This window comes from Pseudomonas sp. B21-036 (assembly GCF_024748925.1).
Taxonomy (GTDB): domain Bacteria; phylum Pseudomonadota; class Gammaproteobacteria; order Pseudomonadales; family Pseudomonadaceae; genus Aquipseudomonas; species Aquipseudomonas palmensis.
The window spans coordinates 1,708,094-1,731,899 of sequence record NZ_CP087178.1 but is presented as its reverse complement, the minus strand read 5'-3'; the positions used below and the strand labels follow the sequence as shown (position 1 = coordinate 1,731,899).

Annotated in this window: 25 protein-coding genes; all 25 read right to left on the bottom strand. The window is 64.3% G+C overall.

From position 1 onward, the window contains the following. Positions 1 to 21: 21 nt before the first annotated feature. Complete coding sequence (motD, locus tag LOY33_RS07855) at positions 22 to 909, bottom strand: flagellar motor protein MotD (protein WP_043861830.1); 888 nt, start codon at positions 907 to 909, stop codon at positions 22 to 24. Positions 910 to 912: 3 nt separating this feature from the next. Next, positions 913 to 1,653, bottom strand: a complete 741-nt coding sequence (locus LOY33_RS07850; RefSeq protein ID WP_043861829.1) for a flagellar motor protein — start codon at positions 1,651 to 1,653, stop codon at positions 913 to 915. Then, on the bottom strand, positions 1,653 to 2,774 hold the full coding sequence (locus LOY33_RS07845; RefSeq protein ID WP_058542051.1) for a chemotaxis response regulator protein-glutamate methylesterase: 1,122 nt from the start codon (positions 2,772 to 2,774) through the stop codon (positions 1,653 to 1,655). Before LOY33_RS07845 ends, LOY33_RS07850 begins: the two co-directional genes overlap by 1 nt. A 45-nt stretch (positions 2,775 to 2,819) precedes the next feature. Continuing rightward, positions 2,820 to 5,051: a chemotaxis protein CheA gene (locus tag LOY33_RS07840; protein WP_088515605.1), complete on the bottom strand. Its 2,232-nt coding sequence runs from the start codon at positions 5,049 to 5,051 to the stop codon at positions 2,820 to 2,822. A 12-nt stretch (positions 5,052 to 5,063) separates the two neighbouring features. After that, entirely contained in the window at positions 5,064 to 5,852 is a 789-nt protein-coding gene (locus tag LOY33_RS07835; protein WP_043861826.1) for a protein phosphatase CheZ, read from the bottom strand. A 20-nt stretch (positions 5,853 to 5,872) separates the two neighbouring features. After that, a complete protein-coding gene (locus LOY33_RS07830) occupies positions 5,873 to 6,247 on the bottom strand; it encodes a chemotaxis response regulator CheY (RefSeq protein WP_043861825.1) in 375 nt (124 codons plus the stop codon). A gap of 104 nt (positions 6,248 to 6,351) precedes the next feature. Beyond that, positions 6,352 to 7,092, bottom strand: coding sequence for an RNA polymerase sigma factor FliA (gene fliA, locus LOY33_RS07825; protein WP_043861824.1), 741 nt, complete (start codon positions 7,090 to 7,092; stop codon positions 6,352 to 6,354). After that, a complete protein-coding gene (fleN, locus tag LOY33_RS07820) occupies positions 7,089 to 7,922 on the bottom strand; it encodes a flagellar synthesis regulator FleN (protein ID WP_054915624.1) in 834 nt (277 codons plus the stop codon). Before fleN ends, fliA begins: the two co-directional genes overlap by 4 nt. Before the next feature lie 119 nt (positions 7,923 to 8,041). Then, positions 8,042 to 9,352 (bottom strand): flagellar biosynthesis protein FlhF, encoded by a 1,311-nt coding sequence (flhF, locus tag LOY33_RS07815; protein WP_043861822.1) that lies wholly within the window; start codon positions 9,350 to 9,352, stop codon positions 8,042 to 8,044. An 11-nt stretch (positions 9,353 to 9,363) separates the two neighbouring features. Further along, positions 9,364 to 11,493, bottom strand: a complete 2,130-nt coding sequence (flhA, locus tag LOY33_RS07810) for a flagellar biosynthesis protein FlhA (protein ID WP_043861821.1) — start codon at positions 11,491 to 11,493, stop codon at positions 9,364 to 9,366. A 163-nt stretch (positions 11,494 to 11,656) separates the two neighbouring features. Continuing rightward, positions 11,657 to 12,793 (bottom strand): flagellar biosynthesis protein FlhB, encoded by a 1,137-nt coding sequence (gene flhB, locus LOY33_RS07805; RefSeq protein WP_054915626.1) that lies wholly within the window; start codon positions 12,791 to 12,793, stop codon positions 11,657 to 11,659. 2 nt (positions 12,794 to 12,795) lie between these two features. Next, on the bottom strand, positions 12,796 to 13,572 hold the full coding sequence (gene fliR / locus LOY33_RS07800; RefSeq protein ID WP_054915627.1) for a flagellar biosynthetic protein FliR: 777 nt from the start codon (positions 13,570 to 13,572) through the stop codon (positions 12,796 to 12,798). 7 nt (positions 13,573 to 13,579) lie between these two features. Continuing rightward, the gene (fliQ, locus tag LOY33_RS07795) at positions 13,580 to 13,849 is read right to left on the bottom strand and encodes a flagellar biosynthesis protein FliQ (RefSeq protein WP_043861818.1); all 270 of its coding nucleotides are present in this window, start codon (positions 13,847 to 13,849) and stop codon (positions 13,580 to 13,582) included. Positions 13,850 to 13,867: 18 nt separating this feature from the next. Next, entirely contained in the window at positions 13,868 to 14,620 is a 753-nt protein-coding gene (gene fliP / locus LOY33_RS07790) for a flagellar type III secretion system pore protein FliP (protein ID WP_054915628.1), read from the bottom strand. Then, positions 14,620 to 15,021: a flagellar biosynthetic protein FliO gene (fliO, locus tag LOY33_RS07785; protein ID WP_258662870.1), complete on the bottom strand. Its 402-nt coding sequence runs from the start codon at positions 15,019 to 15,021 to the stop codon at positions 14,620 to 14,622. Before fliO ends, fliP begins: the two co-directional genes overlap by 1 nt. A 54-nt stretch (positions 15,022 to 15,075) precedes the next feature. Next, entirely contained in the window at positions 15,076 to 15,546 is a 471-nt protein-coding gene (gene fliN / locus LOY33_RS07780) for a flagellar motor switch protein FliN (RefSeq protein ID WP_088515603.1), read from the bottom strand. Between the two features lie 48 nt (positions 15,547 to 15,594). Then, positions 15,595 to 16,563: a flagellar motor switch protein FliM gene (fliM, locus tag LOY33_RS07775; RefSeq protein ID WP_043861814.1), complete on the bottom strand. Its 969-nt coding sequence runs from the start codon at positions 16,561 to 16,563 to the stop codon at positions 15,595 to 15,597. Between the two features lie 9 nt (positions 16,564 to 16,572). Further along, on the bottom strand, positions 16,573 to 17,070 hold the full coding sequence (fliL, locus tag LOY33_RS07770; RefSeq protein WP_054915630.1) for a flagellar basal body-associated protein FliL: 498 nt from the start codon (positions 17,068 to 17,070) through the stop codon (positions 16,573 to 16,575). Positions 17,071 to 17,243: 173 nt separating this feature from the next. Beyond that, a complete protein-coding gene (locus tag LOY33_RS07765) occupies positions 17,244 to 18,560 on the bottom strand; it encodes a flagellar hook-length control protein FliK (RefSeq protein WP_058542053.1) in 1,317 nt (438 codons plus the stop codon). Positions 18,561 to 18,631: 71 nt separating this feature from the next. Further along, positions 18,632 to 18,997 (bottom strand): Hpt domain-containing protein, encoded by a 366-nt coding sequence (locus LOY33_RS07760; RefSeq protein WP_043861811.1) that lies wholly within the window; start codon positions 18,995 to 18,997, stop codon positions 18,632 to 18,634. A gap of 25 nt (positions 18,998 to 19,022) precedes the next feature. Continuing rightward, positions 19,023 to 20,738, bottom strand: a complete 1,716-nt coding sequence (locus LOY33_RS07755; RefSeq protein WP_043861810.1) for a fused response regulator/phosphatase — start codon at positions 20,736 to 20,738, stop codon at positions 19,023 to 19,025. Then, complete coding sequence (locus LOY33_RS07750) at positions 20,735 to 21,040, bottom strand: STAS domain-containing protein (RefSeq protein WP_043861809.1); 306 nt, start codon at positions 21,038 to 21,040, stop codon at positions 20,735 to 20,737. Before LOY33_RS07750 ends, LOY33_RS07755 begins: the two co-directional genes overlap by 4 nt. A 90-nt stretch (positions 21,041 to 21,130) precedes the next feature. After that, positions 21,131 to 21,583 (bottom strand): flagellar export protein FliJ, encoded by a 453-nt coding sequence (gene fliJ, locus LOY33_RS07745; protein ID WP_043861808.1) that lies wholly within the window; start codon positions 21,581 to 21,583, stop codon positions 21,131 to 21,133. Between the two features lie 6 nt (positions 21,584 to 21,589). Continuing rightward, positions 21,590 to 22,948, bottom strand: a complete 1,359-nt coding sequence (fliI, locus tag LOY33_RS07740; RefSeq protein WP_043861807.1) for a flagellar protein export ATPase FliI — start codon at positions 22,946 to 22,948, stop codon at positions 21,590 to 21,592. Then, positions 22,938 to 23,720 (bottom strand): flagellar assembly protein FliH, encoded by a 783-nt coding sequence (fliH, locus tag LOY33_RS07735; RefSeq protein WP_258662403.1) that lies wholly within the window; start codon positions 23,718 to 23,720, stop codon positions 22,938 to 22,940. The genes fliI and fliH overlap by 11 nt, the downstream gene beginning before the upstream one ends. Positions 23,721 to 23,806 lie beyond the last annotated feature (86 nt).

Here is a 23,806-nt window from a genome sequence, read left to right as displayed (position 1 = left end):
GTCGGACCCTGCCGGGATCGATTAAAGGGTCGACGACGGGGAATTGACGGGATTGCGCCCGGCCGTCGGTGCTACGGCTGGCGGTGCAGTTTGTGTGCCAGCACGCTTGAGCGCCGCATCGGGTGTGGCATTGGCGCTGCCGGTACCGGTCAGGCTGCGGCGCACCTCCAGATTGCGCGAGATCACCAGCACCACCCTGCGGTTCTGCGCGCGCCCTTCAGGGCTGGCATTGCTGGCGATGGGCTGGAACTCGCCGTAGCCCACAGAAGCCATGCGTGCCGGGTTGACCCCTTCCATCGCCAGCAGGCGCACAATGCTCGCCGCCCGTGCCGACGACAGCTCCCAGTTGGTCGGGTACTGCGCCGTGCGGATCGGCTGGTCATCGGTGAAACCTTCGACGTGCACCGGGTTGGCGAACGGCTTGATGATGTGCGCCACCTTGTCGATGATGTCGAACGCCTTGTCGCTGGGCATGGCATCGCCACTGCCGAACAACAGGGAGGAATTGAGCTCGATCTCGATCCACAGTTCATTGCCGCGCACGGTCATCTGGTCGGACTTGATCAGGTCGCCAAAGGCATCGCGCACATCGTCGGCGATGGTCTGCAGCGGGTCGCTGGAGCTTTGCCCCAGGCCCGCATCGACTTGCTCGCTGTCCTTGATCAGCGGTTCGGCCGGCTTGACGCTTAGGGGGCGCTCGTCGCCTATCGGAATCGGCTTCATGCTGCGCTCGGGATCGTTGAACACGCCGATCAGCGCCTGCGAGATGACCTTGTACTTGCCCTCGTTGATCGAGGAAATCGAATACATGACCACGAAGAAGGCGAACAGCAAGGTGATGAAGTCGGCATACGACACCAGCCAGCGTTCGTGGTTTTCATGTTCCTCGGGTTGACGACGACGGGCCATGGCTTACTCCATGAAGCCCTGAAGCTTCAGTTCGATTGAACGTGGGTTCTCGCCTTCGGCAATCGACAGCAAGCCTTCCAGGAGCATTTCGCGATAGCGCGACTGGCGCATGGCCAGGGCCTTGAGCTTGTTGGCGATCGGCAACAGGATCAGGTTGGCACTGGCCACGCCGTAGATGGTGGCCACGAACGCCACGGCGATACCGCTGCCCAGCTGGGTCGGGTCGGCCAGGTTGCCCATCACGTGGATCAGGCCCATCACCGCGCCGATGATGCCGATGGTCGGCGCATAGCCGCCCATGCTCTCGAACACCTTGGCAGCCTGGATGTCGCGGCTTTCCTGGGTGTAGAAATCCACCTCGAGAATGCTGCGGATGGCTTCGGGCTCGGCGCCGTCGACCAGCAGCTGCAGGCCCTTGCGGGCATACGGGTCGGGCTCGGCATCGGCCACGCCCTCAAGGCCCAGCAGGCCTTCCTTGCGTGCGGTGAGGCTCCAGTTGACCACCCGGTCGATACCACCGGCCAGGTCGACCCGCGGCGGGAAGAGGATCCAGCGCACGATCTGCAGGGCGCGCTTGAACGCGCTCATGGGGGCCTGCAGCAGCGAGGCCGCCAGCGTCCCGCCGATCACGATCAGCGCCGCCGGGCCGTTGATCAGCGCCGACAGATGGCCGCCTTCGAGGTAGTTGCCGCCAACGATGGCGACGAACGCCAGGATGATCCCGATAAGGCTCAACACGTCCATCAGATGCACGCCTCTACCAGGTGCCGGCCGATCTCGTCCAGGCCGTACACCGCATCGGCCAGGTTGGCCTTGGCAATGGCCATGGGCATGCCATAGATCACGCAGCTGGCTTCGTCCTGGGCCCACACCTGGCTGCCGCCCTGCTTGAGCAGGCGCGCGCCTTCGCGGCCATCGGCGCCCATGCCGGTCAGCACCACGGCCAGCACCTTGTCGCCATACGACTTGGCCGCCGAACCGAAGGTGATGTCCACGCAGGGCTTGTAGTTGAGGCGTTCGTCACCTGGCAGGATCTTCACCGTGCCGCGCCCGTCGACCATCATCTGCTTGCCGCCCGGTGCCAGCAGGGCCAGGCCGGGGCGCAGCACGTCGCCGTCCTCGGCCTCCTTGACGCTGATGCGGCACAGCTTGTCCAGGCGCTCGGCGAAGGCCTTGGTGAAGGCCGCCGGCATGTGCTGGATCAGCACGATCGGCGCCGGGAAGTTGGCCGGCAGCTGGGTCAGCACGCGCTGCAGCGCCACCGGACCACCGGTGGAGGTACCGATGGCCAGCAGCTTGTAGGCCTTGCGCTTGGGCGCCGGCGAGCTGGGTGCAGCGGCCCGCGCAGGGGCTTGCGGGGCAACCGGGGCGGCGCGCATGGACGCTGCCGGGGCGCTGCTGCCGGCGCTGTGCGACGGTGCAGGCGCTGCGGCCGGTGCCGGGCTGGCATAGCTGCTGAAACGGCGGTTGCTGCGCGAAATGGTATGCACCTTTTCGCACAGCATCTGCTTGACCTTCTCGGGGTTGCGCGAGATGTCCTCGAAGTTCTTCGGCAGGTAGTCCACCGCACCGGCGTCCAGTGCGTCGAGGGTGACGCGGGCGCCTTCGTGGGTGAGCGAGGAGAACATCAGGACAGGCGTGGGGCAGCGCTGCATTATATGACGCACGGCGGTGATGCCATCCATCATGGGCATTTCATAGTCCATGGTGATGACGTCGGGCTTGAGCGACAGCGCCTGATCGATCGCTTCCTTGCCGTTGGTCGCGGTACCGACCACCTGGATAGTCGGGTCCGCTGAAAGAATTTCCGAGACACGGCGGCGGAAAAAACCGGAATCATCCACCACCAGGACCTTGACTACCATAAACACTCCATTACGGGGCGCGGCCACCTGGCCACGCCACCGGGATCAGATACGCCGAGCGGCGTAACGCTTGAGCATGCTCGGCACGTCGAGGATCAGCGCAATGCGCCCGTCACCGGTAATGGTGGCGCCCGACATGCCCGGGGTGCCCTGCAGCATCTTGCCCAACGGCTTGATGACCACCTCTTCCTGGCCCACCAGCTGGTCGACCACGAAGCCGATGCGCTGGGTACCCACCGACAGGATCACCACGTGGCCTTCACGCTGCTCCTCGTGGGCTGCCGAGCTGACCAGCCAGCGCTTGAGGTAGAACAGCGGCAAGGCCTTGTCACGCACGATCACCACTTCCTGGCCGTCGACCACGTTGGTGCGCGACAGGTCCAGGTGGAAAATCTCGTTGACGTTCACCAGCGGGAAGGCGAAGGCCTGGTTGCCGAGCATCACCATCAGGGTCGGCATGATCGCCAGGGTCAGCGGCACCTTGATGACGATCTTCGAGCCCTGGCCCTTGGTCGAGTAGATGTTGATCGAGCCGTTGAGCTGGGAAATCTTGGTCTTGACCACGTCCATGCCCACGCCGCGACCGGACACGTCGGAGATCTCGGTCTTGGTCGAGAAGCCCGGGGCGAAGATCAGGTTGTAGCAGTCGCTTTCGCTGAGGCGATCGGCGGCGTCCTTGTCCATCACCCCGCGCTTGACCGCAATGGCGCGCAGGACATTGGCATCCATGCCCTTGCCGTCATCGGAGATCGACAGCAGGATGTGGTCGCCTTCCTGTTCGGCAGCGAGGATCACCTTGCCATTGCGCGACTTGCCGGCGGCTTCGCGCTCTTCCGGGGTTTCCACGCCATGGTCGACGGCGTTGCGCACCAAGTGCACCAGCGGGTCGGCCAGGGCCTCGACGAGGTTCTTGTCCAGGTCGGTCTCTTCGCCGACCAGCTCCAGGTTGATCTCTTTCTTGAGCTGGCGGGCCAGGTCGCGAACCAGACGCGGGAAGCGCCCGAAGACCTTCTTGATCGGCTGCATGCGGGTCTTCATCACCGCGGTCTGCAGGTCGGCGGTCACCACGTCCAGGTTCGAGACGGCCTTGGACATGGCTTCATCGCCGCTGTTCAGGCCCAGGCGCACCAGGCGGTTACGCACCAGCACCAGTTCGCCGACCATGTTCATGATCTCGTCCAGGCGCGCGGTGTCGACCCGCACGGTGGTCTCGGCCTCGCTGGCCGGATGCTTGTCGGCAGCGGGAGCCGCCTGACGGGCCGGCGCGGGGGCGGGTGCCTTGGCCGGTGCCGGTGCAGCGGCTGCCGCTGCGGGCTTGGCCGCCGGCTTGGCCGCAACCGTCGCCGCAGCAGCAGGCGCGCTGGCAGCGCCAGCGCCGCTGACGGCGTCGGGCGCGAACTTGCCCTTGCCGTGCAACTCGTCGAGCAGGGCCTCGAATTCGTGTTCGGAAATATGGTCACCCGCCGCTGCGGGTGCGGCAGCGGCCGGTGCGGCGGCCGCTACAGCGCCGGGCAGTGCATCGGCGGCAAAGGTGCCCTTGCCGTGCAACTGGTCCAGCAGTGCTTCGAATTCATCGTCGGTGATGTCACCGCTGGGCGCCGCGTCCGCGCCAGGTGCAGCAGCAGATGCCGCCGCCACGCTGTCGGGGGCGAACTGGCCCTTGCCATGCAACTGGTCCAGCAACGACTCGAACTCGGCGTCGGTGATTTCATCGCTGGCAGCGTCCACGGCCACCGGCTCGGGCGCCTCGGCCTGGGCCTTGGCGGCATTGAGCGAGTCGAGCAACTGCTCGAACTCGCTGTCGGTGATATCACCCCCGCTCGCCTCGGCCTCAGGCTCCGGCTCGGCAACCGCCGCCACCGGCGCAGGCGCCGCCGCTTCGGCACCGGCAGGTTCGGCCAGGCGCGCCAGGGCGGCCAGCAGTTCCGGAGTGGCTGCGGTGATGTCGGTGCGCTCGCGCACCTGGCCGAACATGCTGTTGACGGTGTCCAGGGCTTCCAGGACCACGTCCATCAGTTCGGCGTCCACACGTCGTTCACCCTTGCGCAGGATGTCGAAGACGTTTTCGGCGATGTGGCAGCACTCCACCAGCTCATTGAGCTGGAGGAAGCCGGCGCCCCCTTTTACAGTGTGAAAACCGCGAAAAATTGCATTGAGCAGGTCGGCATCATCCGGGCGGCTTTCCAGCTCGACCAGTTGCTCGGACAGTTGCTCAAGAATTTCGCCGGCTTCTACCAGAAAATCCTGGAGGATTTCTTCATCGGCGCCGAAGCTCATTAAACGTGCTCCCTAAAAACCCAGGCTGGACAGCAGATCGTCGACATCGTCCTGACCGGACACAACGTCTTCACGTTTATCGGCATGAATCTGTGGTCCTTCACCCCGAGTCGGATGTTTTTCTTGATCTTTTTCGGCACGCAGCTGGTCGTGGTCATGCTCGATGCCGGCGAACCGGTCGACCTGACTCGCCATCAACACGAGCTTCAGAAGATTGCTTTCTACTTCGGTGACCAGCGCCGTGACGCGCTTGATCACCTGGCCGGTCAGGTCTTGGTAGTCCTGAGCCAGAAGAATGTCGTTGAGATGGCCGGCGACCTTGCGGTTGCCCTCGGCGCTGTGCGTCAGGAAACTGTCGACGCGCTTGACCAGCTCGCGAAACTCCGGAGCCTCGACTTCGCGGCGCATGAAGCGCTGCCAGTCGCCACTCAGGCTGGCCGCCTCGGCACTGAGGTCATTGAGTACCGGCGTGCTTGCCTCCACCAGGTCCATGGTGCGGTTGGCAGCGCCCTCGGTCAGCTTGACCACATAAGACAGGCGTTCGGTGGCGTCGGTAATCTGCGAGACTTCCTCGGCCTGCGGCATGTGCGGATCGATCTGGAAACTGACGATCGCACTGTGCAGCTCGCGGGTAAGCTTGCCGACTTCCTGGTACAGGCCAAGGTCACGGGTCTGGTTCAGCTGATGGATCAGTTGCACCGCGTCGCCGAACCTGCCTTTTTCAAGGCTGCTGACCAGCTCCTGGGCATGTTTCTTCAGAGTCGACTCGAAGTCGTCCAAAGATGATCTTTTTTGCTCCATAAGCGCCCCCGTGGCGTACCTCAGCTATTGACGCGCTCGAAGATCTTTTCGATCTTTTCTTTCAGCACCTGGGCGGTGAACGGTTTGACCACATAGCCGTTGACGCCCGCCTGGGCGGCTTCGATGATCTGTTCGCGTTTGGCTTCGGCCGTCACCATCAGCACCGGCAGGTGCTTGAGGCGCTCATCCAGACGTACCTTGCGCAGCAGGTCGATACCGGACATGCCGGGCATGTTCCAGTCGGTCACCAGGAAATCGAAGTGACCGCTTTCGAGCATCGGCAACGCGGTGTTGCCGTCGTCGGCTTCCTGGGTATTGGTGAAGCCCAGGTCACGCAACAGGTTCTTGATGATCCGCCGCATCGTCGAAAAATCGTCGACGATGAGGATTTTCATGTCTTTGTTCAATTAGACCTCCAAGCAGTCTTTAACGCGCTCAGCGCTGAACGCGCATTCAATCAATTCGGGCACTACATTTCACGACTGTATGGAACGGCTGCTCAACGCGCCCGCCATTCCCCCAGGCGACCGCGCAAGCGTGCGGCGCACTGGCTGTGCAACTGGCTGACACGTGACTCGCTGACCCCCAGCACCTCGCCGATTTCCTTGAGGTTCAGCTCTTCGTCGTAGTACAGCGCCAGCACCAGGCGCTCGCGCTCGGGCAGGTTGGCGATTGCATCCGCCAGGGCTGCCTGAAAGCGCTCGTCTTCCAGATCGCGCGATGGCTCGAGCTGGGCACTGGCGCCGTCCTCGTGCAGGCCTTCATGTTCGCCGTCCTGCAACAGGTCGTCGAAACTGAACAGGCGACTGCCCAAGGTATCGTTCAAAATCCCGTAATAATCATCGAGACTCAATTGAAGTTCGGCAGCAACCTCGTGATCTTTAGCATCACGACCGGTTTTTGCTTCAATTGCACGAATCGCGTCACTCACCATGCGGGTATTGCGGTGTACCGAACGCGGCGCCCAATCCCCCTTGCGCACCTCGTCGAGCATGGCCCCACGGATGCGGATACCGGCATAGGTCTCGAAACTGGCACCCTTGCTGGAGTCGTACTTGTTGGAGACCTCGAGCAGGCCGATCATGCCGGCCTGGATCAGGTCTTCCACCTGCACACTGGCTGGCAGACGCGCCAGCAGGTGATAGGCAATGCGCTTGACCAAGGGTGCGTACCGCTCGATCAGCTCGTACTGGGCATCACGCGAAGCCTTGCTGTACATCCGATAGCCGCTTGCACTCATAGCACTGGTCCCGCACTGGTCGGTTGCACCAGCCGTTCGACGAAGAACTCCAGATGACCACGCGGGTTGGCAGGCAACGGCCAGCTATCGACCTTCTGAGCAATGGCCTTGAAGGCCAGCGCGCACTTGGAACGCGGAAAGGCTTCGTAGACTGCTCGCTGCTTCTGCACTGCCTTGCGGACACATTCGTCGTAGGGCACAGCACCGACGTATTGTAAGGCGACATCCAGGAAGCGATCCGTGACCTTGGTCAATTTGGCGAACAGATTGCGACCTTCCTGAGGGCTTTGTGCCATGTTGGCCAGCACCCGGAAACGGTTCATGCCGTAATCGCGGTTCAGCAGCTTGATCAGGGCATAGGCGTCAGTGATGGACGTGGGCTCGTCGCACACCACCAGCAGCACTTCCTGGGCCGCGCGCACGAAGCTGACGACCGAATCGCCGATGCCGGCCGCGGTGTCGATGACCAGCACGTCGAGGTTGTCGCCGATCTCGCTGAACGCCTGGATCAGCCCGGCATGCTGGGCCGGCGCCAGGTGCACCATGCTCTGGGTGCCGGAGGCCGCAGGCACGATGCGTACCCCGCCAGGCCCCGGCAGCAGCACGTCGCGCAGCTCGCAGCGGCCCTCGATGACATCGGCCAGTGTGCGTTTGGGGGTCAGGCCGAGCAAGACGTCGACGTTGGCCAGGCCCAGGTCGGCGTCCAGCAGCATGACCCGACGGCCAAGCTCAGCCAGCGCCAATGACAAGTTCACTGACACGTTGGTCTTGCCGACGCCACCTTTGCCGCCTGTCACGGCGATCACCTGTACGGGATGCATGCTGCCCATGTTTGTTCTTTACCTTGTCTTACTTAGACCGAGGCCACATGACTGGCTGCGCTTTCAACACCTGAAAAATGCCTGGCAGACCATTGATGTAGGTACTTTGCAACGTATACACATTTACCTCAGCCGACACGCTTGCCGTCGCTGTGGTACAGATCGGCGAACATGTCGGCCATGGCCTCTTCGCTGGGATCGTCCTGCATTTGTACACTGACCGCGCGACTGACCAGATGGTGCCGGCGCGGCAAGTGCAGATCGTCCGGAATGCGCGGCCCATCGGTCAGATAGGCCACCGGCAACTCATGCGTGATGGCCAGGCTCAGCACCTCGCCCAGGCACGCCGTTTCGTCGAGCTTGGTCAGGATGCAACCGGCCAGCCCGCAGCGCTTGTAGCTGTGGTAGGCAGCGGTCAGCACCTGCTTCTGGCTGGTGGTGGCCAGCACCAGGTAATTCTTGGCCTGGATGCCGCGCCCGGCCAGGGTTTCGAGCTGCATGCGCAGTGCCGGGTCGCTGGCCTGCAGGCCGGCCGTATCGATCAGCACCACGCGCTTGCGCAGCAGAGGGTCCAGGGCCTGGGCCAGCGACTGGCCGGGGTCGACGTGGGTCACCGACACATTCAGGATGCGCCCCAGGGTCTTGAGTTGTTCCTGGGCGCCGATGCGAAAGCTGTCCATGCTCACCAGCGCGATGTTCTGCGCGCCGTACTTGAGCACATAGCGCGCCGCCAGCTTGGCCAGGGTGGTGGTCTTGCCCATGCCGGCCGGGCCGACCATGGCGATCACGCCGCCCTCTTCGATCGGCTCGATTTCCGGCACCTGGATCATGCGGGCCAGGTGCGCCAGCAGCATGCGCCAGGCCTGGCGGGGCTCTTCGATGTCGGCAGTGATGTCCAGCACCTCGCGGGCCAGCGGCCCGGCGATGCCGATGCGCTGCAGGCGGCGCCAGAGGTTGGCCTGGTGCGGCTTGCTGCCCTGCAGCTGGGTCCAGGCCAGCGAGCCGAGCTGCACTTCGAGCAGCTCGCGCAGGCCCGAGAGCTCCGAACGCATGGAATCGAACAGACGCTGATCGACCGGCGCCGGGGCCGCTGCCTGAGGCCGCACGGGGGCCTCGACCTGCGGCTCTACCAGCGGCTCGGAGGCGGTCAGCGGCAGGCCGGCGAACAACTGGCGGTTGCCCTCCTCGCCTTCGACCCGGCTGCTGAGCTCGGCCTGCGCGGTGACGATGCGCGACTGGGTCTTGCGCAGTTCGTCCTCGAGCTCGACGTTCGGCACCCGCGGCGCAAGCGCGGACAGCTTGTAGTCCAGCGCCGCCGTCAGCTCGACACCGCCAGCAATCCGTCGGTTGCCGATGATGGCGGCCTCTGCCCCCAGCTCATCACGAACCAGCTTCATGGCCTGACGCATATCAGCGGCGAAAAAACGCTTAACTTGCATATCCCACTACCTCAGCCGTTGGGGCCTACTGTGGCAACGATGGTAACTTGCTTGTTGTCAGGTATTTCCTGATACGCCAAAACATGCAAATTCGGTACAGCCAGGCGGCCAAAACGCGACAGCATCTGTCGAACGGGTCCTGCGACCAGCAGGATTGCAGGTTGCCCTTGCATCTCCTGACGCTGGGCGGCCTCGATCAACGAACGCTGAAGCTTTTCGGCCATGCTCGGCTCAAGAAGAACACCATCTTCCTGACCCTGCCCGGCCCTTTGCAAACTATTGAGCAAAATCTGTTCCAACCTTGGCTCAAGCGTGATCACAGGCAGCTCGGACTCAGTTCCTACAATGCTTTGCACGATTGCGCGGCTCAATCCTACGCGCACCGAAGCCACCAGCGCGGCGGTATCTTGACTCTTGGCGGCATTGTTGGCGATGGCTTCGGCAATGGTGCGGATGTCGCGCACCGGCACCTGCTCGGCCAGCAACGCCTGCAGCACCTTGAGCAGACCGGACAGCGGCAGCACCCCCGGCACCAGTTCCTCGGCCAGCTTGGGCGAGCCCTTGGCCAGGACCTGCAGCAGTTGCTGTACCTCTTCGTGACCGATCAGCTCGTGGCAATGCTTGTAGAGGATCTGGTTGAGGTGGGTGGCGACCACGGTGCTCGCGTCCACCACGGTGTAGCCCAGCGATTGCGCCTGGCTGCGCTGGGCCACATCGATCCACACTGCCTCCAGGCCGAAGGCCGGGTCCCTGGCGGCGATGCCGTTGAGGTTGCCGAACACCTGCCCCGGGTTGATCGCCAGTTCGCGGTCGGGGTAGATCTCGGCCTCGGCCAGGATCACCCCCATCAGCGTCAGGCGGTAGGCGCTGGGGGCCAGGTCGAGGTTGTCGCGGATGTGCACGGTGGGCATCAGGAAGCCCAGGTCCTGGGACAGCTTCTTGCGTACCCCCTTGATCCGCGCCAGCAACTGCCCACCCTGGTTGCGGTCCACCAGCGGGATCAGCCGGTAGCCGACTTCCAGGCCGATCATGTCGATCGGGGTAACGTCGTCCCAGCCCAGCTCCTTGGTTTCCTGAGCACGCTGCGGCGACGGCAGCAGGTCCTGCTGGCGCTGCACTTCCTGCTGTGCCTTGACCTTGGCCTGGTTCTGCTTGCGCCACACCAGGTAGGCGCCGCCCGCGGCCATCAGGCCGAGGCTGAGGAATGCCACGTGCGGCATGCCCGGCACCAGCCCCATGACGATCATCAGGCCGCCGGACACGGCCAGCGCCTTGGGCGAATCGAACATCTGCCGGTTGATCTGCTTGCCCATTTCCTCGGAGCCCGAGGCACGGGTAACCATGATCGCGGCGGCGGTGGACAGCAGCAGCGAAGGCAACTGCGCCACCAAACCGTCACCGATGGTGAGCAGCGCATACACGCGACCGGCGTCGCCGAAGGTCATGCCGTGCTGGAAGATACCCACGGCCATGCCGCCGATCAGGTTGATGAACAGGATCAGCAGGCCGGCGATGGCGTCACCGCGCACGAACTTGCTGGCACCGTCCATCGAACCGTAGAACTCGGCCTCCTGGGCCACTTCGGTACGCCGCGCCTTGGCCTGGGCCTGGTCGATCAGGCCGGCGTTGAGGTCGGCGTCGATGGCCATCTGCTTGCCGGGCATGGCGTCGAGGGTGAAGCGCGCGCTCACCTCGGAAATGCGCCCGGCACCCTTGGTCACCACCACGAAGTTGATGATCATGAGGATCGCGAACACCACGATACCGACCACGTAGTTGCCGCCGATCACCACCTCGCCGAAGGCCTGGATCACCTTGCCCGCGGCTTCGTGGCCGTCGTGGCCGTGGAGCATCACCACCCGCGTGGACGCCACGTTCAGCGCCAGGCGCAGCAGCGTGGCCACCAGCAGGATGGTCGGAAACACGGCGAAATCCAGCGGGCGCAAGGCGTACACGCACACCAGCAGCACGACGATGGACAGGGCGATGTTGAAGGTGAAGAACACGTCGAGCAGGAACGGCGGGATCGGCAACATCATCATTGCCAACATCACCAGCAGCAACAGCGGCACCCCCAGGTTGCCCCGGCCGAGCCCGGACAGGTTGCTACGGGCGCTGTTGATTAACTGAGAGCGATCCACCGATATTCCTCTTCAAGCAAACTTTTGACGCCATGCGGGCGCTTGGCGCTGCTATTGCAAGAAGCTTTCCAACTTTGGATCAGTGACGCGACCTTCGCCGACACGGCCGGCTCCTGCAGCGAAGGGGCCGACACCTCGCGCCGACGGGAAGAGCTCAAACGGCTCAAGAATCGCGGCGCAGGTCCGGCGGAATCGGCAGATCCTTGAGCGGCTCCGGCGCCTTGCCCTTGCCCGCCCGGTGCTGGCGAATCTGGTACACGTAGGCCAGCACCTGGGCCACGGCCAGGTACAGGCCGGCCGGGATCTCTTCCTCGAGCTCGGTGGAGTAGAAGATCGAACGCGCCAGCTCCGGCGATTCCAGCACCTGGATGTTGTGGGCATTGGCGATTTCGCGAATCTTCAGCGCCAGGAAATCGGTGCCCTTGGCCAGCAGCGTCGGCGCATTGCCCTTCTCGGGGTCGTACTTGAGCGCCACCGCATAGTGGGTCGGGTTGGTGATGATCACGTCGGCATCGGGGATCGCCGCCATCATGCGCCGCTGCGACATCTCGCGCTGCAACTGGCGAATACGCTGCTTGACCTCCGGCTTGCCCTCGCTGTTCTTGTACTCGTCGCGCACCTCCTGCTTGGTCATCAGCAGCTTCTTGTGCGACTGGTACAGCTGCAACGGCACGTCCACCAGGGCAATCAGCAACAGGCCGGCGGCCATCCACAGGGCACTCCAGCCCACCACCTGCACACTGTGGATGATCGCCTGCTCCAGCGGCTCGTTGGCAATGGCCAGCAGGTCGTCACGGTCCGACGACAACACCACCAGCGCCACGATCAAGATCACGAAGAACTTCGCCAGGGCCTTGAGCAGCTCGGTCAGTGCGTTCAGGGAAAACATGCGCTTGATCCCCGACAGCGGGTTCATGCGGCTGAACTTGGGCGCCAGGGTGCCGCCGGCAAACAGCCAGCCACCCAGCGAGATCGGCCCGATGAAGGCCACGATCAGCGCCACCAGCAATACCGGCTGCAGCGCCATCAGGGCCATCTTGCCCGAGGCCAGCAAGAAGGTGCCCATCGAGCGCTCGTCGATCAGCGTGTCGCGCGACAGGGTGAAGTTGATGCGCATGATGTCCATCAGCACTTCGGCCAGGCCACCACCGAACACCAGCAGGCCACCGGCCCCGGCCAGGGTCACCACCACCGTGTTGAGCTCCTTGGAACGGGCGATCTCGCCCTTCTCGCGGGCGTCCTTCTTCTTTTTCTCCGTGGGGTCTTCTGTCTTGTCCTGACCGCTTTCGCTCTCTGCCATGCTCAGCTCGCCCTCGCCAGCTCACGCAGCCACTGCAGGGCCTCGGAGGCCAGCGCCTGGTAATGGGAAAGGATGTCGGCCAGGACAACCCAGAAAATCCCGAGCCCCAGCACCAGGGTCAACGGGAAACCGATGGAGAAGATGTTCAGCTGCGGCGCTGCACGGGTCATCACGCCGAAGGCGATGTTCACCACCAGCAGCGCGGTGATCGCCGGCAGCACCAGCAGCAGCGCCGCGCCCAGCACCCAGCTCAGCCGCCCGACCAGGTCCCAGTAGTGGTTGACCATCAGGCCGGTGCCCACCGGCAAGGTGGTGAAGCTCTCGGTGATCACCTCGAACACCACCAGGTGCCCGTTCATCGACAGGAACAGCAGCGTCACCAGCATGCTCAGGAACTGGCTGACCACCGCCACGTTGACGCCGTTGACCGGGTCGACCATGGAGGCGAAGGCCATGCCCATCTGGATGGCCACCACCTGCCCAGCCACCACGAATATCTGGAAGAACAGTTGCAGCGACAGGCCGAATACCGCACCGATGAGGATCTGCTCGGCAATCAGCAGCAGCCCGCTGAGCGACAGCGGATTGACTTCGGGCATCGGCGGCAGGCCCGGCACCACCACCACGGTGATCGCCAGGGCCAGGTACAGGCGGATACGCCCCGGCACCATCTTGGTCCCGATGATGGGCATGGTCATCAGCACGGCGGCAATGCGAAACAGCGGCAGGATGAAGCTCGCCACCCAGGTGGCGATCTGCGCATCGGTCAACTGGAGCATCGCGCGCTCAGCCGATCAACTGGGGAATGCTGCCGTACAACGACAGGATGTATTCCATGAACTTCTGCACCAGCCAGGGCCCGGCCACGATCAGCGTGATCAGCATCACCAGCAGGCGCGGCAGAAAGCTCAGGGTCTGTTCGTTGATCTGGGTGGCGGCCTGGAACATGGCCACCATCAGGCCCACCAGCAGGCTCGGTACCACCAGCACGGCCACGATCATGGTAGTCAGCCACAGCGCATCGCGGAACAGGTCGACAGCAACTTCTGGGGTCATGTTGTTCTCCTCGGCGCGCTAGACGCCACCGAAACTGCCGGCCAGGGTGCCCATGATCAACGCCCAGCCATCCACCAGCACGAACAGCATGATCTTGAACGGCAGGGAGATGATCAGCGGCGACAGCATCATCATACCCATGGCCATCAGCACACTGGCCACCACCAGGTCGATGATCAGGAACGGGATGAAGATCATGAAGCCGATCTGGAACGCGGTCTTGAGTTCGGAGGTGACGAAGGCCGGTACCAGGATGGTCAACGGCGCCTCGTCCGGCGTGGCGATATCGGTACGCTTGGACAGGCGCATGAACAGGTCGAGATCGCTCTCGCGGGTCTGCGCCAGCATGAAGTCCTTGAGGGGCACCTGGGCCTTGGCCACCGCGTCCTGGGCCGACAGGGTCTCGGCCAGGTACGGCTGCAGGGCATCCTTGTTCACCCGGTCGAATACCGGCGCCATGATGAACAGGGTCAGGAACAGCGCCATGCCGGTGAGGATCTGGTTCGACGGCGTCTGCTGCAGGCCCAGGGCCTGGCGCAGGATCGAGAACACGATGATGATCCGGGTGAAGCTGGTCATCAGAATCACGAACGCCGGAATGAAGCTCAGCGCCGTCATGATCAGCAGGATCTGCAGGCTGACCGAGTACTCCTGCTGCCCATCCGCCCCGTTGGACAGGGTGATCGCCGGAATCGACAGCGGGTCGGCGGCCAGGGCCAGCGGCGCTGCGAACATCAGCAGCAGGGTCAACAGCATGCGCAATGCGCCCATCACGACTTGTCCTTTTGATCCTTGCCCAGCAGCTCCATCAGGCGCTGGGCGAATTCGGGCGTAGCCTGGCGGGCGCTGGCCGGTACCTGCACCGGCTCGGCCAGCACATGCAACGCGGTAAGGCTGCCCGGCGTATGACCGATCAGTATCTGTTCGTTACCCACCTGCACCAGCAGCAGCCGATCACGCGGGCCGACCACGCGCGTGCCGACGATCTCGATGACCTGCTGGCCACGCGGCGTCACGTTCTGCACCCGGCGCAGCAGCCAGGCGAGAAAGAAGATCAGGCCCAGCACCAGCAACAACCCCAGCACCAGACGGCCCAGCTGCCCGCTGGCACTGCCGGCTGCTGCCGTGGTCGCAGCGGCTGCCGTGGCCGCGGGCTGTGCCGCCAGCGCCAGGTCGAGCCAGAGCAGGCCGACCCCGGTCAGCCCTGCTTGCAGAAGACGCTTCACTCAGCGCAGCTTCTTGATGCGTTCGCTCGGGCTGATCACGTCGGTCAGGCGGATGCCGAACTTCTCGTTCACCACCACCACCTCGCCGTGCGCGATCAGGGTGCCGTTGACCAGCACGTCCAGCGGCTCGCCGGCCAGGCGGTCCAGCTCGATCACCGAACCCTGGTTCAGTTGCAGCAGGTTGCGGATGTTGATTTCGGTGCTGCCCACTTCCATCGAGATGCTCACCGGAATATCCAGGATCACGTCCAGGTTCGGGCCGTCCAGGGTCACTGCATCGCTGCCCTTGGGCGAGCTGCCGAATTCTTCCATCGGCAGGCGGTTGGGCGAGCCGGCACTGCTGCCGCCGTCAGCCGCCAACAGCGCGTCGATGTCGGACTGGCCGGCATCGCCGGTCTCGCTCAGGGCTGCTGCCCACTCATCGGCCAGGGCCTGGTCTTCCATGGAGGTGATATCGTTTTCGTCAGCCATCTTGTCCTCGACGGGGCAATCAATTCGGAGTTAAAGCCAGGGTACCGATCAGCGGCGCTCGATCGGCTCGGTTACTTGCAATGCCAGCGTGCCCTTGTGCGAGCCCAACTTGGCCTTGAACGACGGTACGCCATTGGCGCGCAGTACCAGCTCGTCCGGCAGTTCGACCGGGATCACATCACCCGGCTGCATGTGCAGGATGTCGCGCAGGCGCAGCTCGCGGCGTGCCACGGTGGCGCTGATCGGCACGCTGACGTCCAGCACGTCTTCGCGCAGGGCCTTGATCCAGCGTTCGTCCTGGTCGTCCAGGTCGGACTGGAAGCCCGCGTCGAGCATTTCGCGCACCGGCTCGATCATCGAGTAGGGCATGGTCACGTGCAGGTCGCCGCCACCGCCATCGAGTTCGATGTGGAAGGTGGACACCACCACCGCCTCGCTCGGGCCGACGATGTTGGCCATGGCCGGGTTGACCTCCGAGTTGATGTACTCGAAGTTGACCGGCATGATCGCCTGCCAGGCTTCCTTGAGGTCGACGAAGCACTGGTCCAGCACCATGCGCACCACGCGCAATTCGGTGGGCGTGAACTCGCGACCCTCGATCTTGGCGTGACGACCGTCACCGCCGAAGAAATTGTCCACCAGCTTGAACACCAGCTTGGCATCGAGGATGAACAGCGAGGTGCCGCGCAACGGCTTGATCTTCACCAGGTTGAGGCTGGTGGGCACGTACAGCGAGTGCACGTACTCACCGAACTTCATCACCTGCACGCCCCCCACTGCCACATCCGCCGAGCGGCGCAGCAGGTTGAACATGCTCACGCGGGTATACCGGGCGAAACGTTCGTTGATCATTTCCAGGGTCGGCATGCGCCCGCGCACGATCCGGTCCTGGCTGGTCAGGTCGTAGCTCTTGATGCTGCCGGGGTCGGCGCCGCTATCGGTTTGCACCAGCCCGTCGTCGACGCCGTGCAGCAGGGCATCGATCTCATCCTGGGACAGCAGGTCCTGCATGGCCATCTTGGGCTCCTACTGCAATACGAAATTGGTGAACAGCAACTGGTCGATCACCAGCTTGCCGACTTCTTTCTGGGCCACTTCCTGCACGCTGGCGGTGGCCTTCTGGCGCAGCATCTCCTGGCCGACCGGGGTCGCCAGGGAGTCGAACGGCTGGCCGGAGAAGAGCATCACCAGGTTGTTGCGGATCACCGGCATGTGCACTTTCAGCGCATCCAGCGCAGCCTGGTCGCGCCCCTGCATGGTGATGCTCACCTGCATGTAGCGCTGACGACCGTTCTGGTTGAAGTTGACGACGAAGGCTGGCGCCAGCGGCTCGTAGATGGCCGCAGGCCTGACGTTGCTGACGGTTGCCGGGTCGACCTGAGGTTTGCTGTCGCCCCTTTGCAGGAAGAACCAGGTGGCGCCCACCGACAAGCCGATGGCCAGCAGCAATGCCAGCACCAGCAGCAGGATCAGCTTGAGTTTGCCTTTTACGGCGGGGTCTTTCACTGCTTCGCTCTTCGCCATGCCAATAATCCGTCACTCACAAGAGGTTTGTCCCACATGGCGAGGGTTGAGCAAGTGTTATGCCAGATTTGCGGGCCACACCGGCCCGATTGAGGAAGGCGACGAACGCAGGGGCAGATTCATCCGTGAAGGGCTGGGCAGCCGCCCCGCAACGCCCAGCCCTCCCCGTGCAATCAGGCGTAGAAATCGACCGCGCTGGACCCCAGCACCACCGGTCGCTCCACGGGCTGGGCCGCCGCGTCGGCGTCGGCCTCTTCGCCGCCCGCGCCTTCATTGCGACGCGCGGCCACGCCGCTGAGCTTCGAGGTGCCGTCCTGCGAGCCCTGCTGCTGCTCGCGGGACTGGTCGGCCACGTTCACGTCAGGTTGCGCCAGCCCCTGTTCGGCGAACATTTCCTTGAGCCGGCTGGCCTGGTTTTCCAGCGCTTCGCGCACCACCACGTTGCCACTGGTGAAGGTGATCTGCGCCTGCTGCTCGGGTGTCATGTGCACGCGAATGTCCAAGCGCCCCAGTTCGGCTGGCTCCAGCTTGATTTCAGCCGACTTCAGGTTCTGGCTGGACAGGTACATCACGCGATTGACCAGGCCCTCGGTCCAGCCACCCTGGTGCATCGCCAGCGGCTGGTTCAGCGGCATCGCCACCGGCACCGCATTGGCGGTCTTGGGCGTCGCGGCCTGGGTCAGCGCGCTGAGGCGCTCGGCAAAGTCATCGACACGGGTATCGCTGGAGGCGCCCTTGAGGTCCTTCAGGCCGTCATCGAGCAGGTTGCTGAAGCCCTTCTCGCCCGGCTCGCTGTCGCCCGGATCGGCCTGACGCGGGTCGAGCATGGCCGCCAGGGTATTGACGGCAGGCTGGCCCTGGGTGGCTTCGGGTTGCGCCGTGGTCGGCTTGCTGGCATGGGCAGAGGTGGTGCCCTGGGCCTGGGCGTTCTGCTCCAGGGCCAGGCGCAATGCCGGCAGGTCCTCGAGCACGTCGCCGGCCGGGTCGAAAGCGGGTTCTTCCGGGGCCGGTGGCTGCGGCGCGACGGCCGGGGCCTGCACCTGGGCCTGCAACTGTGCGGCAGCCGCCTGCACCACTGGGGCCACCGCTTCGGCCTGAGCCTGGATCAGCTGTGCGCCGGCCTGGGCGTCAGTAACCTGACCCGCCACCAGGCTCGAATCGAGCAGTTGAAGGTCATCGGCAACTGGCGTCGACTCGTCCGATGCCGGCTTCTGTTCAGGCAATGAATTGCCGCTGTCGGCAACAGTGCGCTCCTGATCGGTCGCCGTCTTGCCGGCATTTGCCGCCACGGCTGCAACGCCCGCCTTGTCGGCATTGGGCACATCCGCCTTGGCCGGCAGCTTGTCGCGGGACTGATCGGCATACACCTTGGAGAAGCCCGCAGCCTTGTCATTGGCGACCTGGGGCACCTTTTCGGGCGCTGGCGCAGCCGTGCGCGAGGCCTTGGCCACGGCGGACGGTTGCAGCAGCGGGTTTGAAGCGACAGGCATGGGAAGGGTCTCCACTACAGAAGCGCGAACTTGAATAGCGAAGAGACTGCAAGAGTCGCGCCAGGTTTGCGCTACACAGGATGCCTGGCCGCCTGCGGCGACACGCGCTCCAACTCGGCGACATAGAAGGGACGCACTTCGAGGTACTCGCACCTGATCTGGCTGATCAGGTCCTCGATGCCGTGTGCCGGCTGCTCCATCACGCGCACTTCCAGCTGCCGACACAACTCGGCCAGGTCGGTGGCGCCCATGTTGCTGCAGCTACCCTTGAAACTGTGGGCAGCCTCACTCAGCTGCCGGGGGGAGCGGGCGTCGCGCAGTTGCACCATGCGCTTTTCGCAATCGGCCAGGAAGGTCTCCAGCAACTCGGCATACTGGCTACCCATGACCTCCCGCAACTCGCCCACTACCTTGTTATCGATACGCTGATCGGACACTTGCTCACTCCTTGATCAAGTTCAATTATGCCAGAGCCACCCAGGCGAACTCCACGCGGGCCCTGCGCCCTCCGTCGGCCCATTCGGCGTGACGGCTCAAACGCCGGATCAGGCTCAGGCCACGCCCGCACAACCGCTGCTCCAACACCGGTCGGGCCAGCACTGTACCCACATCGAAGCCACTGCCGCTATCTTCGATCTCAATCACCAGACGCCCGCCACCCGCTACGGGTTCAACCTGAAGGTGCAAGCGTATGTAACCTTCCTGCAATGCCTGCAGGCGTCGGCTGCGCTCCTGATAATAGGCGGCAAACCCCTGGGCGTCGCGCTTGAGGGCCGAGTCGAGGGCCAGCACACCGTGCTCCAGTGCATTGGTGTAGAGCTCGTTGAGCACGCTGTGCAGCGCACCGCTCTGGGGGCGCAGGCCGTGTATTTCCTGCAGTACCTGCAACAGATAGGGCAAGGGGTTGAAGCGTTTGAGGGTCTGCGCGCGAAACTCGAACGACAGCGACCAGTCCAGTGGGCTGGACTGGCCGCTGTCCGAATAGACAAGCGGCGGCGGGGCCAGTGTCTGTGGCTCGACCACACTGATCTCGAGCATGCTGACATCGTCGCGGGACTGGCCGCGAAAGTCTTCGAGCGCCTGCAGTACATCCTCGAACAGGTGCTGCGGCGCACGGTTGCGCGCAAACACCTGGCGCAGGCGCTCCACCCCGAACAGCTGCTCGTCCTGGTCGCAGGTATCCACCACCCCATCGGACAGCAGGAACAGGCGATCCCCCAACGCCAGCGACACCACCTCGGGGTGCTCGTCGAAACGCTCCGGCGCCAGCACCCCCAAGGGCAAGTGCCGCGACACCAGCGCCTGGGGCTCGCCACCGGCCGCGGGCAGCAGGTAGCCGTCCGGCATGCCGCCGTTCCATACCTCGGCCAGGCGCCGCTCGAAACTCAGGCTGAGCATCATTGCGCAGCAGAACATGTCCACCGGCAGGATGCGCTTGAGCTTGGCGTTCATCTCGCGCAAGGTTTCGGCCAGGCCGTAGCCCTTGGCGGTCATGCCGTAGAACACCTCGGCCAACGGCATGGCGCCCACTGCAGCCGGCAGGCCATGGCCAGTGAAGTCGCCAAGCAGCACATGCATTTCACCGGTCGGCGTGAACGCCGCCAGCAGCAGGTCGCCGTTGAACAGCGCATAGGGAGATTGCAGGTAGCGGATGTTCGGCGCATTCAGGCACCCCGAATGCGTGACCTGATCGAACACCGCCTTGGCCACCCGCTGCTCGTTGAGCAGGTGACCGTGGTGGCGCGCCAGCTCGTCGCGCTGCTCCAGCACGGTCGCCTGCAGGCGACGCAGGCGATCCATCGCCTTGATCTTGGCGGCCAGGATCACCGGGCGATAAGGCTTGGGCAGAAAGTCGTCGCCACCAGCCTCCAGGCAACGCACCAGGGCCTGCTCCTCACTCAGCGAGGTAAGAAAGATGATCGGCACCAGCGCCTGGCCAGCCATCAGCTTGATCTGGCGAGCCGCCTCGAAGCCGTCCATCACCGGCATCAGCGCGTCGAGCAGCACCAGTTGCGGACGCAGCTCGGCAAACAGCGCCACTGCCTGCGCACCGTTCTCGGCCGTGATCACCGAATGCCCCTGCTCGCGCACGATGCGCGCCAGCAACAGGCGGTCGGTGGCGCCATCTTCGGCAATCAGCACGGTCAGCGACGACTGCTCGTTCACGAGGTCGCTCAAGTGATCTCGAACAGCTTGTCGAAATTGGAGATGGCGAGGATCTTGCGAACGTCGGAGCTGGCGTTGATCACCCGTATATACGCATCGTCGCCGCCGGCGTGGTCACGCAGCAGCAGGAGCATGCCCAGGGCGGAGCTGTCGAGATAGGTGGCGTCCTTCAAGTCGACGACCACGCCCTTGGAAGGTACTGGCTCGCGCTCGTAGCATTCACGAAACGCCTGGTGCTTGCCGAAATCGAACCGTCCCTTGACCCTGATCGTCAGGCTGTTCCCATCCGGCGATAGATCGTGCTCCACGGCCATATGCTCGACTCCTTCGATCATGGCGATTGCAGACACCACAGGTTTAGCAGCCCGCCCGCCCCTGGGCAACCTGCGCCGACCAATGCCGTGCTAGAAGCGATCGTGGCGCGGCAATCGCTGGGACAATTCGTCGAGCAGCTTCTGCTCGCGCTTGTCCTCGAGCATGCGGGCTTCATCGCGGTAGCGCTGTACCAGCTTGCGCAGGCCCTCGACCCGGGCGTAGGCCTGCTGCCAGGTGGCCCGTGCGTTGTTGAGGTTGGTCTGGTGCCACACCAGGCTCTGGTGTTGCTGGGCCACGGCGGTGTCCAGCTGGCTGAGAAAGCGCTGATAGCCCAGCAGCCAGCTGCCTGAAACGCCCTGGCCGCCCTTTTCCATCCACTGGTTCTGGTACTCGCTGCGAAACTGGTCCAGTTCCCGGAGCTTGGTTTCGGCCATGCTCACCTGCTGCTGGAAATGCCCGAGGCGCTGCACAGCCTTGCGCTCGGCCTCCTCGGCCATCTCCACCACCGGCACCAGGCGCGCGGCACGACTTGGCAGGGCCATCGGTTATCAGCCCGAAGCCGCTGGGGCGAAGACCGCCGCCAGTTCATCGCGGCTCTGCTCATGGCTGACGTTTTCATTGAGCCCCTGGCGCAGGTACTGCACCAGCTTGGGTTGCAGGGAAATCGCCAGGTCCGTCTCGCGGTCGCCGCCAGCCACATAGGCACCCACGCTGATCAGGTCGCGGCTTTGCGACAGGCGCGACCAGAGCTGCTTGAACTGCTGGGCCTGGGTCATCTGCTCGGGGCTGACCACCTGCGGCATGACCCGGCTGATCGAAGCCTCGATATCGATGGCCGGGTAATGCCCCTCTTCGGCCAGGCGCCGGGACAGCACGATATGGCCGTCGAGTACGCCCCGCGCGGAGTCGGCAATCGGGTCCTGCTGGTCGTCGCCTTCGGACAACACGGTGTAGAAGGCGGTGATCGAGCCACCACCGGCCTCGCCGTTGCCGGCACGCTCCACCAGCTTGGGCAGCTTGGCGAACACAGAAGGCGGATAGCCCTTGGTGGCTGGCGGCTCGCCGATGGCCAGGGCGATTTCCCGCTGGGCCTGGGCGAAACGGGTCAGCGAATCCATCAGCAGCAGGACGTTCTTGCCCTTGTCGCGAAAGTACTCGGCGATCCGCGTGCAGTACATGGCGGCGCGCAGGCGCATCAGCGGCGCATCATCGGCAGGGGATGCCACCACCACCGAACGCTTGATGCCCTCCTCGCCCAGGATGTGCTCGATGAACTCCTTGACCTCACGCCCCCGCTCACCGATCAGCCCCACCACGATGATGTCGGCCTCGGTGAAACGGGTCATCATGCCCAGCAGCACACTCTTGCCCACGCCGGTACCGGCGAACAGGCCCAGGCGCTGGCCACGGCCCACCGTCAGCAGGCCATTGATGCTGCGAATGCCCACGTCCAGCGGCTGGCTGATGGGGTCGCGGTTGAGTGGGTTGATGGTGGGGCCGTCCATCGGCACCCAGTCCTCGGCCTTCATCCCACCCTTGCCATCCAGCGCCCGGCCGGCACCGTCCAGCACGCGACCGAGCATGCTCATGCCCATCGGCAGGCGGCCGCTTTCGGCCAGCGGCACCACCCGCGCACCGGGCGCGATGCCGGCAACGCTGCCCACCGGCATGAGAAACACCCGGTCACCGGCAAAGCCCATGACCTCGGCCTCGACCTGCACCGGATGGTAGCTGTCATCGTTGATCACCAGGCAGCGGCTGCCGACGGCAGCGCGCAGGCCCTCGGCCTCCAGGGTCAGGCCGACCATGCGCAACAACCGCCCTTCCACCACCGGCTGCGCCGGCAGGCTCACGGCCTCGGCATAGGTGCCCAGGCGCTTGCCGAAGCTGGTGCGGTCAAGGCGCATCGGGCGTGGCCTCGCGGGTGCCCGGGTCGCCAGCAAGGTCGACGTGCAAGTCTGGCGCGGCAGGGTGCAGGCCCTGGTCATGCAACTGGTCGAACAACTGGGTCATGGCCTTTTCGATGCGGGTCTCGACGGTGGCGTCGATACGGCTGTGCAACGTCTCGATGCGGCAACCACCGGGCAACAGTGCGTCGTCTTCGAGCAGGCGCCAATTTTCCTCATGACGCTCGCGCAGGGCCTTGGCCAGCTCGAAGTCCTGCGGATTGACATGAATGCGGATGTTTTCGGCGCCCATCGGCAGCAGCTTGAGGGCCTCGCGCAGCACGTAAGTGATCTGGCTGGAGTCGGTGGCCAGCTCACGCCCGATCACCTCGCGGGTGATGCGGCTGACCATGTGCACCAGGGCCTTCTCGATCTGGTTGTCCTGCTCGGCGATCGGGTCGAGCAGGTGGCCCATCAGCTGCTCCAGGCTCGCCAGCTTGGCGCTCAGGGCCACTTCGGCCTCCTGGCGGACCTTGAGCTGGGTGCTGTGAAACCCTTCGCGCTCGCCGGTGGCAAAGCCTTCGTTATAGGCTTCCTGGCGAATGCTTTCGAGCTCTTCGAGGGTCAGCGGCTGGACTTCTTCCAGCGGCACCTCTTCGACTTCCTCGACGATTTCCGGCTCGGGTTCGGGCTCGGGTTCCGGCTCCGGGTCGAAGCTGGGCAGCGCCCAGCGGTCGAAGCCCTCGACGTCGCGGGCGGGGATCAGTTCACTCAGGTGCTCGTTGGTCGACATGATTCCACGCGTTCAATTGGGTAGGCGCCGGGGTGGTCGGCGATGCGGCCGCCAGGCACCGGCGTGTACCGCGTTGAGGCATCCGC

Coding starts and splice junctions, on each gene's coding strand:
- fliN (WP_088515603.1), bottom strand. CDS start 15,546: ATGGCTGACGAAAACGATATCACCTCCATGGAAGACCAGGCCCTGGCC.
- fliP (WP_054915628.1), bottom strand. CDS start 14,620: ATGGGCGCATTGCGCATGCTGTTGACCCTGCTGCTGATGTTCGCAGCG.
- motD (WP_043861830.1), bottom strand. CDS start 909: ATGGCCCGTCGTCGTCAACCCGAGGAACATGAAAACCACGAACGCTGG.
- LOY33_RS07835 (WP_043861826.1), bottom strand. CDS start 5,852: ATGGAGCAAAAAAGATCATCTTTGGACGACTTCGAGTCGACTCTGAAG.
- fliH (WP_258662403.1), bottom strand. CDS start 23,720: ATGTCGACCAACGAGCACCTGAGTGAACTGATCCCCGCCCGCGACGTC.
- LOY33_RS07850 (WP_043861829.1), bottom strand. CDS start 1,653: ATGGACGTGTTGAGCCTTATCGGGATCATCCTGGCGTTCGTCGCCATC.
- fliJ (WP_043861808.1), bottom strand. CDS start 21,583: ATGGCCCTGCCAAGTCGTGCCGCGCGCCTGGTGCCGGTGGTGGAGATG.
- flhB (WP_054915626.1), bottom strand. CDS start 12,793: ATGGCAGAGAGCGAAAGCGGTCAGGACAAGACAGAAGACCCCACGGAG.
- fliM (WP_043861814.1), bottom strand. CDS start 16,563: ATGGCCATGCAGGACCTGCTGTCCCAGGATGAGATCGATGCCCTGCTG.
- LOY33_RS07765 (WP_058542053.1), bottom strand. CDS start 18,560: ATGCCTGTCGCTTCAAACCCGCTGCTGCAACCGTCCGCCGTGGCCAAG.
- LOY33_RS07750 (WP_043861809.1), bottom strand. CDS start 21,040: ATGGCCGTGGAGCACGATCTATCGCCGGATGGGAACAGCCTGACGATC.
- fleN (WP_054915624.1), bottom strand. CDS start 7,922: ATGGGCAGCATGCATCCCGTACAGGTGATCGCCGTGACAGGCGGCAAA.
- LOY33_RS07840 (WP_088515605.1), bottom strand. CDS start 5,051: ATGAGCTTCGGCGCCGATGAAGAAATCCTCCAGGATTTTCTGGTAGAA.
- fliI (WP_043861807.1), bottom strand. CDS start 22,948: ATGCGCCTTGACCGCACCAGCTTCGGCAAGCGCCTGGGCACCTATGCC.
- fliQ (WP_043861818.1), bottom strand. CDS start 13,849: ATGACCCCAGAAGTTGCTGTCGACCTGTTCCGCGATGCGCTGTGGCTG.
- fliA (WP_043861824.1), bottom strand. CDS start 7,092: ATGAGTGCAAGCGGCTATCGGATGTACAGCAAGGCTTCGCGTGATGCC.
- flhF (WP_043861822.1), bottom strand. CDS start 9,352: ATGCAAGTTAAGCGTTTTTTCGCCGCTGATATGCGTCAGGCCATGAAG.
- LOY33_RS07845 (WP_058542051.1), bottom strand. CDS start 2,774: ATGGTAGTCAAGGTCCTGGTGGTGGATGATTCCGGTTTTTTCCGCCGC.
- fliR (WP_054915627.1), bottom strand. CDS start 13,572: ATGCTCCAGTTGACCGATGCGCAGATCGCCACCTGGGTGGCGAGCTTC.
- fliL (WP_054915630.1), bottom strand. CDS start 17,070: ATGGCGAAGAGCGAAGCAGTGAAAGACCCCGCCGTAAAAGGCAAACTC.
- LOY33_RS07830 (WP_043861825.1), bottom strand. CDS start 6,247: ATGAAAATCCTCATCGTCGACGATTTTTCGACGATGCGGCGGATCATC.